This is a genomic window from Variovorax sp. 05L425 (genome assembly GCF_056397705.1).
Map to the genome: position 1 here is coordinate 110,845 of NZ_JBFTNY010000015.1, position 16,286 is coordinate 127,130.

A 16,286-nucleotide genomic window follows, 5' to 3' on the forward strand; every position below is an offset into this window, starting at 1 on the left:
TTCGTTTGTCTTTGAAGCAATGCTTCGCAGAATCCCCGATTCCCTTCAAAGGCCATCAAGTTTTCTGCGTGACGAAACCAACCATCGTGATCGTGCCGGGCTGGCGTGACTCCGGTCCGGGCCACTGGCAAAGCCTGTGGGCCGAGCGCATGCAGGGCGCGATTCGCGTGACGCAAGATGACTGGATCACACCGACGCGTTCCGCCTGGGTAGCTTCGCTCGAAAAGCTCGTGCTCGAGAGTCCGACGCCGGTGATCATCGCCGCCCACAGCCTGGGTTGCATCGCGACCACGCACCTCTCCGAAGCCGCGGCCGCCCGCATCGGCGGTGCCTTGCTCGTGGCACCCGCCGACCCCGAGCGACGCGCCGTGCTGTCCGATTTCGCGCCGGTTCCCTACGCAAAGCTGCCCTACCGCAGCATCGTCGTGGCCAGCAGCAACGACCCCTACTGCCCGGTGCGGCTGGCCGGCGCCTATGCCCGCTCCTGGGGAAGCGAATTCGTTCGGATGCAGAATGCCGGCCACATCAACATTGAATCCGGGCATGGGGACTGGCCGCTGGGCCTTGCTCTGCTCCAATCCCTGACGAACGAGCCGACCACGCTGATGGACGGCCGTCAAGATTTCGAACCTTTGGCAACGCTATGACTTCCAGAATCAAGACGATCCTTGGCGCGCTCGTGCTCGCCGCCGCAGGTGCTGCTTCCGCGCAGCCGACGACACTTCTCAACGTTTCCTACGACGTGGCGCGCGAGTTCTACAAGGACTACAACGCCGCCTTCGTGGCGCACTACAAGAAGACCACGGGCAAGGACGTCAAGATCGACCAGTCGCATGCCGGCTCCAGCGCCCAGGCGCGCGCCGTGGCCGACGGTCTGGACGCCGATGTGGTCACGATGAACACCAGCACCGACATCGATTTCCTGGCCAACGCCGGCGTGGTCGCCAAGGACTGGCCCAAGCGATTCCCCTACAACGCGGCGCCGACCACTTCGACGATGCTGTTCCTCACGCGCCACGGCAACCCCAAGGGCATCAAGGACTGGGATGACCTCATCAAGCCCGGCGTGCAGGTCGTCGTCGTGAACCCCAAGACCGGCGGCAATGGCCGCTATGCCTACCTGGCGGCATGGGGCTACGTGAAGAAGAAGGGCGGCACCGACGCCCAGGCGGCCGAGTTCGTCGGCAAGCTCTTCAAGAACGTGCCGGTGCTCGCGCGCGGCGGCCGCGACGCGACGACCGCCTTCCTGCAACGCAACATCGGCGACGTGCTGATCACCTTCGAATCCGAAGTGGTCTCCATCGATCGCGAATTCGGCGCGGGCAAGGTCGACGCCGTCTATCCGTCGATCAGCATCGTGGCAGAGAACCCGGTCGCCGTCGTGGAGCGCACGACCGCCAAGCGGGGTTCGGGCGAACTTGCCAAGGCCTACCTCGACTACCTCTACTCTGACGAGGCCCAGGAAATCGCGGCCAAGCATGCGCTGCGCCCGCGTTCCGAAGCGGTTCTCAAGCAGTTCGCCTCGACCTTCAAGCCGCTGCAACTCTTCACGGTGCAGGAACTGTTTGGCAGCCTGAGCGAAGCGCAGAAAGTCCACTTCAATGACGGCGGCCAGTTCGACCGGCTCTATACGCCCGGCGCTAAATAAATGAGCGGTGCAGTTTCTTCGGCGCTGCCGTCCTCGGCGGCGCCGCTTGCGCGTGCGGGCGGCGCAGGTGTCTCCCGGCGCGTGCTGCCGGGCTTCCACCTGACGCTCGGCTACGCGTTGTTGTACCTGAGCCTGATTGTCCTGATCCCGCTTTCGGCGCTGGTGTTCAAGACCTTCACGCTGACCTGGGACCAGTTCTGGACCGCGGTCACGGCACCGCGCGTCATGGCGTCTTACCGGCTGACCTTCGGCGCATCGCTGATCGCCGCGCTGGTCAACCTGGTGTTCGGACTGCTGGTTGCCTGGGTGCTCGTGCGCTACAAGTTTCCGGGCAAACGAATCGTCGACGCGCTGGTCGACCTTCCCTTTGCGTTGCCTACGGCCGTCGCCGGCATCTCGCTGACCGCGCTGCTCGCGGGCAATGGCTGGATCGGCCAGTACCTTGAACCGCTGGGCATCAAGCTGGCCTTTACGCCGGCCGGGGTGGTGATCGCGCTGATCTTCATCGGACTGCCCTTTGTGGTCCGGACCGTGCAGCCGGTGCTCGAGGACACTGAAAAAGAACTCGAAGAAGCCGCGACGAGCCTCGGCGCGACGCGCCTGCAGACCTTTACCAAAGTAATCCTGCCTTCGATCACGCCAGCGCTGCTCACCGGCTTCGCGATGGCTTTCGCGCGTGCGATCGGCGAATACGGTTCGGTGATCTTCATCGCCGGCAACATGCCGATGATTTCCGAGATCACGCCACTGATCATCATCGGCAAGCTCGAACAGTACGACTACGGCGGCGCGACCGCGGTGGCGCTCGTGATGCTGGTGATTTCGTTCGTGCTGCTCCTCGTCATCAACGGCCTGCAGGTATGGCAGCGGCGTCGCGCCGGGAGTTTGTCATGAGCGCGTCTTCCAGAACCGTTCGCCGCGCGCAGGCCGGAACGACCGAAGCCGCCTGGGTTCGCTGGACGCTGATCGGCATCGCAATGACCTTCATGCTGCTGTTCCTCGTGTTGCCGCTGGCCGCCGTTGCGGCCGAAGCATTGCGCAAGGGCTTCGATGCCTACATCGAGGCGTTGAAGGAGCCGGACGCGTGGAGCGCCATTCGGCTCACCTTGTTGACCGCGGCCATTGCGGTGCCGATGAACCTGGTCTTCGGCGTCGCCGCCGCATGGGCTATTGCCAAGTTCGAGTTTCGCGGCAAGGCCTTCCTCACGACGCTGGTCGACCTGCCGTTTGCCGTGTCGCCGGTGGTGGCGGGCCTGATCTACGTTCTGGTCTTCGGCGCGCAGGGTTGGTTCGGGCCGTGGCTCGCAGCGCACGACATCAAGATCATCTTCGCGGTGCCCGGCATCGTGCTGGCAACGGTGTTCGTGACCTTTCCGTTCATCGCACGCGAACTGATCCCACTCATGCAGGCACAGGGCACGGAAGAAGAGCAGGCCGCGATCGTGCTCGGCGCGACCGGCTGGCAGACCTTCTGGCGCGTGACGCTGCCCAACATCAAGTGGGGCCTGATCTACGGCGTGATCCTCTGCAATGCACGAGCCATGGGCGAGTTCGGCGCGGTGTCGGTTGTCTCGGGTCATATCCGCGGCCAGACCAATACCATGCCGCTGCACGTGGAAGTGCTCTATAACGAATACCAGTCCGTCGCCGCCTTCGCGGTGGCTTCGCTGCTGGCCATCCTGGCGCTGGTCACCCTGGTGATCAAGTCCTTCGTCGAATGGCGGCACGAGCGTGAAATGAAGGCCATTGCCGACCTGCCGCCCGAGCGGCCGCCGGCCGTTGCGTCCTGAAGGAGAGAAATCATGAGTATCGAAATTCGCAACGTCAGCAAGCGGTTCGGCGACTTTCACGCCCTGCGCGACGTGAACCTGGACGTCTCGTCGGGCGAACTGGTCGCGTTGCTCGGCCCCTCGGGCTGCGGCAAGACCACGCTGCTGCGCATCATCGCGGGCCTTGAAACCGCCGACGCCGGCAGCATCCTGTTCGCGGGCGAAGACACCACCGATGTGCACGTGCGCGAGCGGCAGGTGGGCTTCGTGTTCCAGCACTACGCCTTGTTCCGGCACATGACGGTGTTCGAGAACGTGGCCTTTGGTCTTCGCGTGAAGCCGCGCGGCACCCGTCCGAGTGAAGCGCAGATCAAGGCCAAGGTGCATGACCTTCTCAAGCTGGTGCAACTCGACTGGCTGGCCGATCGTTATCCCGCGCAGTTGTCCGGTGGCCAGCGCCAGCGCATCGCCTTGGCGCGTGCGCTCGCGGTGGAGCCGAAGGTCCTGCTGCTCGACGAACCCTTCGGTGCGCTCGATGCCAAGGTGCGCAAGGAACTGCGCCGCTGGCTTCGACGCCTGCATGACGAACTGCACGTCACCAGCATCTTCGTCACGCACGACCAGGAAGAGGCCCTTGAAGTCGCCGACCGCGTGGTGCTGATGAACAGCGGGCAGGTCGAACAAGTCGGTTCGCCGCAGGACGTCTGGGACCATCCGGCGAGCCCCTTCGTCTACGGCTTCCTGGGCGATGTGAACCTGTTCCACGGTCGCGCCCACGAGGGCGAGGTGCACGTGGAAGGCATCCGCATCGATTCGCCCGAAAACAGGGAGGTGCGCGACGGAAAGGCGCTGGCCTACGTGCGTCCGCACGACCTCGCCGTCACGCGGTACACGCCCGGTGCAACGGGCATCGTCGCAACCTTGACTCGCGCGATTGTGGTCGGTCCCATCGCGCGATTGGAACTCGAACCCACCGAATCGAATCCTGATAATCCGGGCTCCGGAACCATCATCGAAGCGCAACTTCCTGCGCAACAGTTCCGGGACCTGGGTCTGCGCGAGGGCGACACGGTTGTCGCCACGCCACGCAAGGCCCGGGTGTTCGTAGAGGACTGGGTTTCACCATGATTGACTGGTATTTCGGCGCGCCGCGGCGCGCCCTGGCACTGATTTGCGCAGCGTGTGTCGCGATGCTTGCGTTCGGCATGTATCTGCAGCACGTGGTCGGGCTGGAACCGTGCCCGATGTGCATCGTGCAGCGGTATGCGCTGGTGCTGGTAGGGTTGTTCGCGGGTCTGGCTTCGCTGAGCCGCCGAAAGGGGTTGCAGGTGACGGGCTCGCTGCTCGGCTTTGTCATGGCGGTCGGTGGTGCCTACACGGCGGCGCGCCAGAGCTGGCTGCAATGGCATCCGCCGGAAGTCACGAGCTGCGGACGCGACATCTACGGAATGATCGAGACATTCCCCTTGCAGCGCGCACTGCCGATGATCTTCCGCGGCGCAGGTGATTGTTCACAGGTGGACTGGACCTTCCTGGGTCTGTCGATCGCAAACTGGTCGTTCATCGCATTCACTGGCTTCGCGATCCTGCTGCTGATTCTGGTGTTCCGTCGCGGGACTTCCGGCTACGCGCGCTGAATCCGGCGCAGTCCTTCGCATGAGCCCGCAGACCGGCCGCGCCGGCTGCTGTGAGCGCCCGCGCCATGCAATGTGGCGTCGCGCCCAAAGCTTCGAATGAAGTTCCAGCTTTTTCGCGGCGACCTTCGCGACCTTTCTCGGCCGTTTGAGAGCCAAACGCGGGCACGCGAAGAGTAGATTTGCCGGGGTCGAACAGCGACTCTGAGAAGTCCCCATCTTGCGGCTGAGCCCGCGAGTTGACGACACCACGACGTCAAGCGCACACCTTTTGGACAAGGGTGCTCCGCGCTACTGACAAGCCAGGCAAATCCACGATCGAGTTATGAATTCCAAGGGTGAGGTCTCCATCCCGTTTGCGCATCCCGTCTATGTTCGAAGCGTCCTCGACTGCTTGAACAGTCGTGGCGTATCGCCCTCGACAGTACTTTCAAGTGCGGGCTTGGCTTGGCAGGACCTCTACGACGGCCAGGAGATGGTGGACTTCTCGGTCTTCCGTCGATTTGTCGCCCAGGCCATCCAATGCAGTGGCGAGCCGGCATTGGGCTTGATGGCCGGATCCATGCTCCAGCCGTATCACAGCCCGGTCGGGATCGCGGCCGTGACAAGCGACAGCCTGGGTCAAGGCCTCGAGTTTGTGAGCCGGCACGCCAACCTGCTCTTTGGGAGCGTAGAGTTCCAGATACAAAGCGGCCCTCAGTGGAGCACTATCAAGGTCAGGCCGTTGCGCCCTCTGTGCGAGACGCACGTCTTCGTCATGCAATCCATTCTCGGCGCGCACTGCCGGCTGCTGGAGGCGATGTTGGGGCGGCCCGCCGACGAACTCACCGTGGGATTGCCCTATCCCCGCCCGGCCGGCAACGATGTGCCGTGTTTGCGCTATGTCCGAAGGGTCGCGTTCGATCAGGAACACCTGACCTTCCGGTTGCCTGCGGAAATACTCCGAGTGCCTTGTACTTCTGCGGATTCAAAGGCATTCCTGGATGCTGCGCAGACTTGTCGGCGAATGGAGTCGGAACTGGGGCAGGGTGACTTCGTGCAGCGCGTGCGACGTGTGCTGCTTGACCGAATGACGATCAATCCGGAAGCAGGTGAGTTGGCCGTTGACTTGGGCATCTCCGCACGGACGTTGGTGCGGAGGCTTGCGGACGCTGGAGTCACCTACTCCGACATCAAGGACGAACTGCGCAAGGAGCATGCCGCCTGGTACTTGCAACACACGGAGTTGTCCATGGAGGACATTGCCTCGCAACTGGGATATTCGGATCCGACCAGCTTCGGTCGCAAGTTCAAGAACTGGTATCGCGTCACGCCGAGCAAGATGCGGCAGGCCTTGCGTTGCGGCACTCATTGAGATGGATGACTGCGCGGTTACGAAGATTCCATCTGCGCAGTCAAGAACACGATCAGGCTTTTTGCAAGCGCAACGCCTCAACGACCGAGTGTGACGGCGGTCGCGGCTTGGAAAATTGTGGCAACAGGCGTTCAGATCGACTCGGCAACGCAATCTCCGAAGCGGAGATGACCCCGCGGCCCCTTGGCCAATCGGTATTGATGCTGCCAATGTAGGTGATCGACTCGTTGACGCGAGTGAGGATTTCAATACAGCGGACCTTCAAGGCCACGCCGGCTCGAGTCAGTTGAACCCTGCGCGTCGTGCGCTGAAGCAACGGGGCTTCGAGCATGGTTTCGAGTCGTGCGATGCTTCTGCTTACGCTTGATTTGTGGATCTTCAAAGCGTCGGCCGCCAACGAGAAGCTGGCAAGCGATGCGACATACGCGAAAACGCGGAGGTCGTTGAGGTCCAAAAATCTCTCTGCAAATGGTCTGGATAGAAAACTGTTCGGCATTTGGACTCCCTTGCCATATCTTTTAACCTCATTAACCGCCACGTGAGCGGATGTGGGCTGATGGCTGATTTGTGAACAACTGGACGGCGCGAAGCGCTCGCGGAAGAGATAAAAGGCTGCCCGACTTTTGCCGGGCAGCCCTCAAACTGCCTTCGATGCTGACGCTCGATCAGAAAGCGTGTCGAATACCGATGTCGTAGCCAGTGGAGCTCTTCGGCGTGGTCCAGACGCCGTCGAACGCAACGTTGTACGCCGGGCCGCCGACGGTCAGACCTGCTCCGTTCTTGTTGTTCACGCGAGCCACAGTCGTGTACAGCGCCGTGCGCTTCGAGAGGTTGTGCACGTAGCCAATCGCGAACTTGTCGGCTCGTGGCTCTTCGTTCAGTTCAAATCCGCGGTACCGCACTGCCGAATAGGAAGCACGGATGAGGCCAGGACCGACAGGCACGGTCGCACCAAGCAACCAACCCTTGGCACCAGGATCGGCCAGCATGCCCAAATTCTGGACGTCGATCCTCAGTCGGTTGTCAGAGTATTCGCCGAACAACTTGACCGGTCCGAAATCGTACGAAGCGCCCAGATTCCAGGTCGCGACGTTTGCGGTCAAGCCCATGAAGAAGTCATCTGCCACCGTGCTTTCACCATAGGAGAGGGCGATGTCAACCGGTCCGGTGGCGTAGCCGACGCGACCACCGATATAGCGACCTGCGCGCTGGGTATCGGGCTCGTTGGGGGTCAGAATGGCCGGATCGAACTTTTCGTTCTCGTTGAAGGCATACATGACCTGGCCGTACGCACCGCCCAAATTGGGTGGCAGGAAGTAGCCGATCGAGTTGCTGGCTCGCGTGTAGTTATCGTTGAGCATGCCACCGTTGGCGGTCGAGACCAGATTCTTGCCAACGCCGTTCGTGCCGAAAGGATCGAACACGGAGTCGTTCCAGTACGTCGGGGTGTAGTCGCGGCCCAGGCGAACTTCGCCGAATGCGCCGGAGAGACTCACCGTCGAGCGACGGTTGAAGCTCAAGCCGCCGGCCGGTCCAGCACCGGTGCCGTCATCGTTATTCAGGCCGGCTTCGAGCCAGAAGCTCGCGGCCAGGCCGCCCCCCAGGTCTTCCGTGCCGCGGAAGCCCAGACGGCTCGAGTTGTAGCCGGAGTTGGTGAGGGCCGTCTGATTCGTGGTGATGCTATTGCCAAGTGGGGTTTCCGCCCTGTTCGAGTAGCTGCTGACCGCAGCGTCAACCACACCGAACAGCGTGACGGACGACTGGGCCGAGGCGGTGCCGGCAACAGTCAGTGTTGCCAGGGCGGCCAGGGCGACTAGAGTTTTTTTCATTCCAAGTTTCTCCAAGGTTCAACAAAGGCACCGGTGTGACAGGCTCACCGTGACGGCACTTTTGTGCTCGCACCGGCCCCCGGGCCAACCTCCCATTGGGAAGTTGAGTCGATTCCATCAGAGGCACTTCTGCGCGGCAGACCCGTTCCTGCAAGGTCATCCAATAACCCTGCAAGATCGACCCTCGAAGATCACATCTGCGTTGTCGCGTTGCGACATGACAGCCACCCAGCGATCGCGCAAGGCGCACGACGGCGCCCCGAAAGACGCATATCCCGGACAAGAAAATGAGATGTGGGCGGCGCGCCTAAATCCCGCGCGCCCAATTCCAGAAACACCGCGGAACCGGCTCGGCCGGGCCGTTGGTGTTGCCCCCGGTAGGGGGTGGGCGGCTACACGGAATGAGCCAACCTGGGGGCGAGCTTTACAACGGCAACGTGTCGAAAGCCCCGTAAGCCGTCGCCAGCCACGTTTTCACGCGCTGTCGTTCGAGCAGCCCGAGCGCGTGCGGCCCTTCGCGGTCGTTGACCGCTTTCCAGAAACTCGTGTTGCGCGCATCGATCTTGCGCATGCTCGCGTCGTGCAAGCGGGGCAGGGCGATCACGCGCGCGCCCTGTGCGGTCGCCTTGCTCAGCGACTGCGAACCGAGCAGCAGCCCGAAGTCGCTGCCGCGGCCGTAGTTCTGCACCACGATGTAGTTCGGCCGATTGCCGAAGGTGTCGATCAGCGTGCCCAGCAGGTCGGTCGAATCCTTGCCATCGTCGAGCACATGCCAGAAGTTGACGGCGACGCCGAGTTCGGCGAACACGTCGAACAGGTCCGACTCCTTGATCCAGCGCGACAGCGGCGCCAGCGTCTGGGCCGCAAGGTCGACGATCACGCTCTGCTGGGGATTGGTTTCGAATCCATTCACTACCGTGTCGAGCCCCTCGAAGCTGTCCACCACGATCGGGGACGCGAAGCCTTCGTAGAAGCGCGTGAAGGAACTGTGCGAGCGATCGGTGTCGAATCCGACGAAGGGCTTGCTGTGGTCGATGAAATACTGCGCCAAGACCCGTGCCGTGACCGACTTGCCGACACCGCCCTTTTCGCCGCCGATGAAGTTGAGGGAGCTCATGAGGTTCCTGGAGAGGGATGAGGAGGGATGGAAAGGTCCGGAGGATTCTAGGGGGACGGAAGCTGATTCAACTCGTCCTTCATGCGCTGCTGCAGTTTGTCGATCATTGCGCTCGACTTGAGGATCGAGCTGTGGTCCTCGTCGAACCCGAAGGTGAAATCGGCGCGGCTTTGGATATCGGGCGGGAGGACGCTCCGCAGCGAAACGACACCGTCGTTGCTGCCGGGCACGAAGCGCGACCGGCCGCCGTAGCCGAAAAAGAGCGTGTACCGGATGTCTGCTGGTCGCCGCACCGTCGGGAGTTCGCGCAGGAACGGCGAACCGGGCGCCATGTCGAGCCACGAGCCCGGCACACGCGTCGGCCCGATGCCCGCCCATCGCGCGCTCTCCTGGCCAAGCCAGGGGGTGGAAATCGTGATCACATGATGGACCGGCGGCACGCGCCCCTCGCGCAGGATGATGTTCAAGGCGCCGCGGGTCACCAATCCGCCCATGCTGTGAGCGACGACCACACTGGTGGCGAAGCCGTAGCGATAGTGCAACTCATCGAGCGCGTTGTTGAGCATCATGGCCGACAGGCCAATGGAAAAACCGCTGGGGTAGTAGAAGACCCATGGCTGGAAGGTCGTGCGGTCGAGCTTGTCGATGACTTCTTCCCAATCGCGCGGCGATCCGCCAATGCCGTGCACGAAGATCACCGGCACCCGTTTCGGATCGAAGGGTTCGAGCATGAAGAGTCCCGCCCGGTCTTCGGCAATGAACTGCAGCGGCGCGAACATTCCTTCGCGCACCTTTTGCGGGGAGAAACGCTTTTCGTCGATCGCGGCTTGCGCGCCGAATCCCTCGTTCCGTCGACGCACCAACTCCGCATAGGCTGCGTCGAACACGGCCGGCAGCGCGACCGTGGGTGCGGCGAAAGGAATCCTGATCTGACCGAGTCCTGTCGAAGCAGTCGGCGGATCGTTGACGGCATCCATGGCCAAGGGCGTGCCTTGATAGAGCGCCGCCGGCTCGCCGCGCTGGTACTGCATGTCGCGATTGACATCCTCGAACGCCAGGATTCCATATTGGCCGGGCGGGGCCGCCAGGTGATAGACCCCGCGGCTTCTCGGAATCACATCGAGAAAGATCGGCCGTGGCTCATCGCCGACCTTGTAGAGCACGACCACGATGGGCCCTCGTGCCTCTTTCTCGGTTTCGACGGTCCCCGTGAAATACACGGCATCATGGATGCGCTTCATCTGCCGATCGGCCGTGATGAGCGCGCAGCCAGCGGTCATGGCGCAGAGCATCACCAGCAGCACGATGCGAAGCGTTGGCGAAATCGTCCTGGCGGTCGTCATCGTCATGGTGTGCTCAGGCCTGGATAGGCCCTAATTCTTGGGCACCATCGAAAAGAACGGCCCCAGGCTGCCGAGAAGCCAGTTCTGACTGAAATCGAGTGCCGCGCGGCGGTACTTTTCGTCCGCCTGTGCGGCCATCAGATCGAGGCGCGCAACCACCTTGGAGAGCTCACGATCGACCAGCAAATTGCGCCCGCGATCGCTGATTTCCGTGGCCAGCAGCAGAGGCTTGCCATCCGGGCTGGTCTTGGAGCCGATGAGCCACAGCGAGATCTCGACGTTGCGCGCGGCGCGGAAGCTGTTCTCGGCGTTCACGCCGTCCAGCATGCTCTGCTCCCAGGTGTTGCCGTTGGCCTGCTTGAGCAGCGAGGCCCAACCCACCACCAGCGCTGCGACGCGATCCCCCTCGTAGGGCTTCGGGGTGGTCTCGAAGGCCAGCCGGATGGCGTCGATGCCAGTCGCCCCGTGAAGATCGGGCAGGGGCTGTTCTTGCTGAATGGCATCCCAGGTGCGCTGGATGGCGTCGTCCGCGCTCGCTGCCCACTTCTTCCATTCGCGCGGATTGCGACGGTAGAGAGACAACTGCACGCGCTTGACGGACTGGATGTTGTCGCGCAGCGCCAGATTGGCGATGCGGTTGGCGCCCGTCTGGAGCCATTCCTGATTGTTGTAGGGCTCGGCGCGTTGAGTGGACGTGCAACCGCAGAGCACGAGGGCCGCGGCGCAGATTCCGGGTCGCCAGATTCGAGGTTCAAGCAGGGGAAAACTGGGGGAGGCGCGCATGGGGCGCACGTTATCATCCTCCCCTCAGGTGGCGGCCGGTCCTCCGGATTCAGGCCAGTGAATTCTCCTTACAAATCAACACCTTGGCTTAGGGCCGACCTGTCGTGCGTCTCAATTCCATCAAGCTCTCCGGCTTCAAGTCGTTCGCCGAACCCACCAATTTCCTCTTGCCCGGCCAACTCGTGGGGGTCGTCGGGCCCAACGGCTGCGGCAAGTCGAACATCATGGATGCCGTGCGCTGGGTGCTCGGCGAATCGCGCGCCTCCGAGCTGCGGGGCGAGTCAATGCAGGACGTCATCTTCAACGGCACCACCACGCGCAAGCAGGCCAGCCGTTCGAGCGTCGAGCTGGTTTTCGACAACGCCGACCACAGGGCCGGGGGGCAATGGTCGCAATTCGCCGAAATCGCGGTCAAGCGCGTGCTGACGCGCGACGGCAATTCGAGCTACTACATCAACAACCAGCCGGTGCGCCGGCGCGACGTCCAGGATGTGTTCCTGGGCACCGGCCTGGGGCCGCGCGCCTACGCGATCATCGGGCAGGGGACGATCAGTCGGATCATCGAATCCAAGCCTGAGGAATTGCGGCTCTTCCTGGAAGAAGCCGCCGGCGTTTCCAAGTACAAGGAACGTCGCCGCGAGACCGAGAACCGCCTCGGAGACACGCGCGAGAACCTCACGCGCGTCGAAGACATCCTGCGCGAACTCAACAGCAACCTCGAAAAGCTCGAGAAGCAGGCCGAGGTCGCCGCGCGCTACAACACGCTGACAAGCGATGCCGCGCGCAAGCAGCATCAACTATGGTTCCTGAAGCGCACCGAGAGTGAGTCCGACCAGAGCCGGATCAAGGCGGATGCCGAGAAGGCGATCAACGATCTCGAATCGCGTACCGCCGATCTCCGCCACATCGAGGCCGAACTCGAAACCGTGCGGCAGGCGCATTATTCCGCCGGCGATCAGGTCAACCAGGCGCAGGGCAAGTTGTATGAAGCCAGCGCCGAGGTGGGGCGGCTCGAAGGCGAGATCCGCTTCGTGGTCGAAGGGCGGCAGCGCGTGGAGCAACGGCTGGTGCAACTGCGCGAGCAGATCGCGCAATGGAGCACTCGTCGCGAAGATGCCGAGACCGAGATCGAAACCCTTGCCGGTCAAGGCATCAACGCCGAAGAACAAGCCGAACTGCTGGCCGCGCAGCTCGAAGAGCACGACGCGCGCATGCCTGAGCTCGAAGACGCCCAGCAACGCGCGCAAAACGAGGCGAATGCCCAGCGTGCTTTGGTCGCGCAGGTCCAGCAGCAGATCCAGGTGCTGGCCGCCGACCAGCGCAACATCGAAGAACAGAGCCGCCAGCTCAACCAGCGCGCCGAGCGTCTGCGCAGCGACCAGAACGCGCTCGCGGCGCCCGACGAGGCCCGACTGCGCGATTTGCAGGAGCAGTTCGCTGCCGCGCAGGAGGCCGCCACCGAAGCCGATGCACGGCTGCATGATTTGCAGGAAGCGGTGCCGCAACTCGACGATGACCGTCGCACGCGCCAGCAGGCCGTGAATACCGAAGGCGCGCGCCATGCCGAGCTCTCGGCTCGCCTCGAAGCGCTCAAGGCGCTGCAGGAAAAGGTCAAGACCGACGGCAAGCTCGCGCCCTGGCTGGCCAAGCATGGCCTCGAAAGCCTGCAAGGCCTGTGGAGCCGCATCCATATCGAACAGGGCTGGGAAAACGCGCTCGAATCGGCGCTGCGCGAGCGCCTGGGCGCGCTCGAAGTCAGCCGGCTCGACATGGTCCGCGCATTCGGCGCCGACGCGCCGCCCGCCAAGCTGGCGTTCTATACGCCACCCGTTGCAGCCGTGCCGCCGGGCCCGGCTGCACTGCCGCGTCTTTCCGACCTGCTGCGACTGAGCGATGCCGGCCAGCAGGCGCTGCTCGCTGAGTGGCTGCACGGCTGCCATACGGCGGACACGCTCGAAGACGCCCTGGCCCAGCGCGACAAGCTTCAGCCGGGCGAGGCGATCTACGTCAAGAGCGGCCATGCGGTCACCGCGCACAGCGTCAGTTTCTATGCGCAGGATTCCGAGCAAGCCGGCTTGCTGGCGCGCCAGCAGGAAATGGAAAGCCTGGAGCGCCAGTTGCGCGCCCAGACGCTGATCGCCGACGAATCGCGCACAGCGCTGGCCCGCGCCGAGGCCGCTTACGCCGAAGCGGCCCAGCGCCTCGTCGCCGCCCGACGCGAGGCGGCCGACACGCAGTCGCGTGCGCACGAACTCCAGGTCGAGACGCTGCGCCTGACGCAATTGGCCGAACAGACACGCGCGCGCAGCGAACAACTGTCCAACGATCTCGGCGAAGTCGTCGCCCAGCTCGAAGAGCTGCAGGAACGGCGCATTGCCGCCGAGTCACGCTTCGAAGAGCTGGACATGCAGCTTGCCGACAGTCAGGAGCGCCATGCGCAACTCGACGAGCGCGTGATCGAAGCGGCCCGTGCGCTGGCTGCGAGCCGCGACCAACATCGCAGCCTCGAACGGCAGGCGCAGGAAGCAACGTTTGCGCAGCGCACGCTCGAAGCGCGCCGCGGCGAACTCAGCCGCGCCATCGAGACAGCGACGCAACAGACCGTCTCGCTGGCCGAGGAAGACGAGCGCGCACGCGCCGAACTCGGCCGCTTGTCCGACGCGGCCGCGCAGGCCGGGCTGCAGGATGCGCTGTCGCTCAAGCTCGAACGCGAAAGCGCGCTGGGCGCCGCGCGCAGCCAGTACGACGACCTGACGCTCAAATTGCGCGCGAGCGACGAGCGCCGCCTGCAACTGGAGCGCGAACTCGACCCGCTGCGCCAGCGCATCACCGATTTCCAGCTGAAGGAACAGGCGGCTCGCCTCGGCTTCGAGCAGTACCAGCAACTGCTGGTCGACGCGCAGGCAGATCTCGAAACGGTCGCGCTGTCGATCGAAACCGACAAGGTTCGCCTCACCGGCCTGCAAAGCGAAATCGACCGGCTCAACCGCGAAGTCGCAGCGCTCGGTGCCGTCAACCTCGCGGCGCTCGACGAGCTGGCTGTCGCGCGCGAGCGCAAGACCTTCCTCGATGCGCAGTCCGCCGATTTGAACGAAGCCATCGGCACACTGGAAGACGCGATCCGCAAGATCGACGCCGAAACCCGTGATCTGCTCGGCGGCACCTTCAAGATCGTCAACGAGCACTTCAGCCGCATGTTCCCCGAGCTGTTCGGCGGCGGCAACGCCAGGCTGATGATGACCGGCGACGAGATCCTCGATTCCGGCGTGCAGGTGATGGCGCAGCCGCCGGGCAAGAAGAACCAGACCATCCACCTGCTGTCAGGCGGCGAGAAGGCGCTGACGGCGATCGCGCTCGTGTTCGCGATCTTCCAGCTCAACCCCGCACCCTTCTGCCTGCTGGACGAAGTCGACGCACCGCTCGACGACGCCAACACCGAACGCTATGCCAAACTCGTGACCGCGATGAGCCGCGAAACCCAGTTCCTCTTCATCAGCCACAACAAGATCGCGATGGAAATGGCCGAACAACTGATCGGCGTGACCATGCAGGAGCAGGGTGTGTCGCGCATCGTGGCGGTCGATATGGAATCGGCCGTGTCGATGGTCGAAGCTGCATGATGGCCCCCACGCTCCTCACTTCGTGTGTCGCTGCCCCCCGAGGGGGCCGCAGCCGCCTTGGGGCGGCCCGGCGGCGTCTGAGTCGGCGCCATCCATGAGCAGCCTCACCGTCGCCCTCGCCATCCTTGGCGGACTCGTCCTTGCCGCAGTGGTCGGCTACAACACATGGATGTCGCGCCGCAATGCGCCGCGGCAACCCGACGCCAGCGCCACCGAGCCGCCCGAGGCGGACGCGTCGTCGCAAGGCGGCCAGGAGCCCGTGCTCCATGTCGATCCGCACCGCTTGCCCGGCACCGAACGGCACGAACCGCTGTTCGACCCGGACCTGCCGGCGCCTGCTGCATTGCCCGTACCCACGGCCGACCGGCGCGGCGGTCTCGACCCGCTGATCGACGTGATCGCGCCGGTATCGCTCGAAGGTCTCGCCTCGGGCGACGCCGCGATTGCCGCGATGCCCGCCACGCGGCGTGCCGGCAGCAAGCCGGTCGCGGTCGAAGGACTCAACGAACACACGGGCAATTGGGAGCCGGCGGTGCCGGGCCAGCGCTATGGCGCCTTCCAGGTCGGGGTGCAGTTGGCCAACCGGACGGGCGCGCTCAACGAGATCGAATACTCCGAATTTGTCGTCAAGGCGCAGGCTTTCGCCGACGCGGTGAACGGTGCGCCCGAGTTTCCGGAAATGCTCGACGAGGTCGGCCGTGCGCGCGAACTCGACCAGTTCGCGAGCACGCATGATGCGCAACTGAGCTTCGTGCTTCGCGCGCGGCATGCCGCGTGGAGTCCGGGTTATGTGCAGCAGAACGCCGCGCGGATGGGCTTCGTGGCCGGCATGATTCCGGGGCGCATGGTCCTTCCCGCTGCGGAACCGGGCCTGCCGCCGATCCTGGGCTTGTCCTTCGATACGCAGGCGGCGCTGGCGGACGACCCCGCGCAATCGGCCATCCGCGAACTCACGCTGAGCCTGGATGTGCCCCAGGTCGGCCGTGAGGAGCAGCCCTTCGAGCGCATGCGAGAGGTCGCCGCCGCATTGGCACGCGAAATGGATGGCGTCGTCACCGACAGCGACGGCCAGCCCTTGCGTGACGAGACCATGGACGTCATCGGCGCCGATCTCCTGCAGCTCTACGACACGCTTGATTCGCGCGACCTCTCGGCGGGATCGCCACTGGCGCGCAGACTTTTCAGTTAA

Annotated in this window: 14 protein-coding genes; 9 read left to right on the forward strand and 5 right to left on the reverse strand. The window is 63.8% G+C overall.

Annotated elements, in window-relative coordinates; genetic code table 11:
- The first annotated feature begins 68 nt into the window (after nt 1-68).
- The 7 genes from AC1DN9_RS18095 to AC1DN9_RS18125 all read left to right on the forward strand — a co-directional run bounded on the left by AC1DN9_RS18095 (nt 69) and on the right by AC1DN9_RS18125 (nt 6,405).
- Nucleotides 69-647, forward strand: coding sequence for an RBBP9/YdeN family alpha/beta hydrolase (locus AC1DN9_RS18095; RefSeq protein WP_478102569.1), 579 nt, complete (start codon nt 69-71; stop codon nt 645-647).
- Complete coding sequence (locus AC1DN9_RS18100) at nt 644-1,648, forward strand: sulfate ABC transporter substrate-binding protein (protein ID WP_478102570.1); 1,005 nt, start codon at nt 644-646, stop codon at nt 1,646-1,648. The genes AC1DN9_RS18095 and AC1DN9_RS18100 overlap by 4 nt, the downstream gene beginning before the upstream one ends.
- A complete protein-coding gene (gene cysT / locus AC1DN9_RS18105) occupies nt 1,649-2,542 on the forward strand; it encodes a sulfate ABC transporter permease subunit CysT (RefSeq protein WP_478102572.1) in 894 nt (297 codons plus the stop codon). It abuts the gene before it with no gap.
- On the forward strand, nt 2,539-3,438 hold the full coding sequence (gene cysW, locus AC1DN9_RS18110; protein ID WP_478102574.1) for a sulfate ABC transporter permease subunit CysW: 900 nt from the start codon (nt 2,539-2,541) through the stop codon (nt 3,436-3,438). The genes cysT and cysW overlap by 4 nt, the downstream gene beginning before the upstream one ends.
- Nucleotides 3,439-3,450: 12 nt before the next feature.
- Nucleotides 3,451-4,545 carry a sulfate/molybdate ABC transporter ATP-binding protein gene (locus tag AC1DN9_RS18115; protein ID WP_478102576.1) on the forward strand — a complete coding sequence of 365 codons (1,095 nt, stop codon included), beginning with the start codon at nt 3,451-3,453 and terminating at the stop codon, nt 4,543-4,545.
- Nucleotides 4,542-5,054 (forward strand): disulfide bond formation protein B, encoded by a 513-nt coding sequence (locus AC1DN9_RS18120; RefSeq protein WP_478102578.1) that lies wholly within the window; start codon nt 4,542-4,544, stop codon nt 5,052-5,054. The genes AC1DN9_RS18115 and AC1DN9_RS18120 overlap by 4 nt, the downstream gene beginning before the upstream one ends.
- 322 nt (nt 5,055-5,376) lie before the next feature.
- A complete protein-coding gene (locus tag AC1DN9_RS18125) occupies nt 5,377-6,405 on the forward strand; it encodes an AraC family transcriptional regulator (protein ID WP_478102580.1) in 1,029 nt (342 codons plus the stop codon).
- A 52-nt stretch (nt 6,406-6,457) separates the two neighbouring features.
- Here the strand turns inward: AC1DN9_RS18125 and AC1DN9_RS18130 are convergent, their stop codons facing one another.
- From AC1DN9_RS18130 to AC1DN9_RS18150, 5 genes are all read right to left on the reverse strand, one after another.
- On the reverse strand, nt 6,458-6,901 hold the full coding sequence (locus AC1DN9_RS18130) for a LysR family transcriptional regulator (RefSeq protein WP_478102582.1): 444 nt from the start codon (nt 6,899-6,901) through the stop codon (nt 6,458-6,460).
- 169 nt (nt 6,902-7,070) lie between these two features.
- Nucleotides 7,071-8,234 carry a porin gene (locus tag AC1DN9_RS18135; RefSeq protein WP_478102803.1) on the reverse strand — a complete coding sequence of 388 codons (1,164 nt, stop codon included), beginning with the start codon at nt 8,232-8,234 and terminating at the stop codon, nt 7,071-7,073.
- A 424-nt stretch (nt 8,235-8,658) separates the two neighbouring features.
- Entirely contained in the window at nt 8,659-9,351 is a 693-nt protein-coding gene (locus AC1DN9_RS18140) for a P-loop NTPase family protein (protein WP_478102584.1), read from the reverse strand.
- Nucleotides 9,352-9,398: 47 nt separating this feature from the next.
- A complete protein-coding gene (locus AC1DN9_RS18145; protein ID WP_478102586.1) occupies nt 9,399-10,700 on the reverse strand; it encodes an esterase/lipase family protein in 1,302 nt (433 codons plus the stop codon).
- Between the two features lie 24 nt (nt 10,701-10,724).
- A complete protein-coding gene (locus AC1DN9_RS18150) occupies nt 10,725-11,477 on the reverse strand; it encodes a hypothetical protein (protein ID WP_478102588.1) in 753 nt (250 codons plus the stop codon).
- Between the two features lie 104 nt (nt 11,478-11,581).
- On the opposite strand from AC1DN9_RS18150, the gene smc reads away from it, so the two are divergent.
- Nucleotides 11,582-15,097 carry a chromosome segregation protein SMC gene (gene smc / locus AC1DN9_RS18155; RefSeq protein ID WP_478102590.1) on the forward strand — a complete coding sequence of 1,172 codons (3,516 nt, stop codon included), beginning with the start codon at nt 11,582-11,584 and terminating at the stop codon, nt 15,095-15,097.
- A 94-nt stretch (nt 15,098-15,191) separates the two neighbouring features.
- Nucleotides 15,192-16,286 carry a cell division protein ZipA C-terminal FtsZ-binding domain-containing protein gene (locus AC1DN9_RS18160; RefSeq protein WP_478102592.1) on the forward strand — a complete coding sequence of 365 codons (1,095 nt, stop codon included), beginning with the start codon at nt 15,192-15,194 and terminating at the stop codon, nt 16,284-16,286.

What these genes read in the sequence shown, in the direction of transcription:
- cysW (WP_478102574.1), top strand. Translation starts at nt 2,539, where the DNA reads ATGAGCGCGTCTTCCAGAACCGTTCGCCGCGCGCAGGCCGGAACGACC.
- AC1DN9_RS18135 (WP_478102803.1), bottom strand. Translation starts at nt 8,234, where the DNA reads ATGAAAAAAACTCTAGTCGCCCTGGCCGCCCTGGCAACACTGACTGTT.
- AC1DN9_RS18100 (WP_478102570.1), top strand. Translation starts at nt 644, where the DNA reads ATGACTTCCAGAATCAAGACGATCCTTGGCGCGCTCGTGCTCGCCGCC.
- AC1DN9_RS18160 (WP_478102592.1), top strand. Translation starts at nt 15,192, where the DNA reads ATGAGCAGCCTCACCGTCGCCCTCGCCATCCTTGGCGGACTCGTCCTT.
- cysT (WP_478102572.1), top strand. Translation starts at nt 1,649, where the DNA reads ATGAGCGGTGCAGTTTCTTCGGCGCTGCCGTCCTCGGCGGCGCCGCTT.
- AC1DN9_RS18145 (WP_478102586.1), bottom strand. Translation starts at nt 10,700, where the DNA reads ATGACGATGACGACCGCCAGGACGATTTCGCCAACGCTTCGCATCGTG.
- AC1DN9_RS18115 (WP_478102576.1), top strand. Translation starts at nt 3,451, where the DNA reads ATGAGTATCGAAATTCGCAACGTCAGCAAGCGGTTCGGCGACTTTCAC.
- AC1DN9_RS18120 (WP_478102578.1), top strand. Translation starts at nt 4,542, where the DNA reads ATGATTGACTGGTATTTCGGCGCGCCGCGGCGCGCCCTGGCACTGATT.
- AC1DN9_RS18130 (WP_478102582.1), bottom strand. Translation starts at nt 6,901, where the DNA reads ATGCCGAACAGTTTTCTATCCAGACCATTTGCAGAGAGATTTTTGGAC.
- AC1DN9_RS18125 (WP_478102580.1), top strand. Translation starts at nt 5,377, where the DNA reads ATGAATTCCAAGGGTGAGGTCTCCATCCCGTTTGCGCATCCCGTCTAT.
- AC1DN9_RS18150 (WP_478102588.1), bottom strand. Translation starts at nt 11,477, where the DNA reads ATGCGCGCCTCCCCCAGTTTTCCCCTGCTTGAACCTCGAATCTGGCGA.
- AC1DN9_RS18140 (WP_478102584.1), bottom strand. Translation starts at nt 9,351, where the DNA reads ATGAGCTCCCTCAACTTCATCGGCGGCGAAAAGGGCGGTGTCGGCAAG.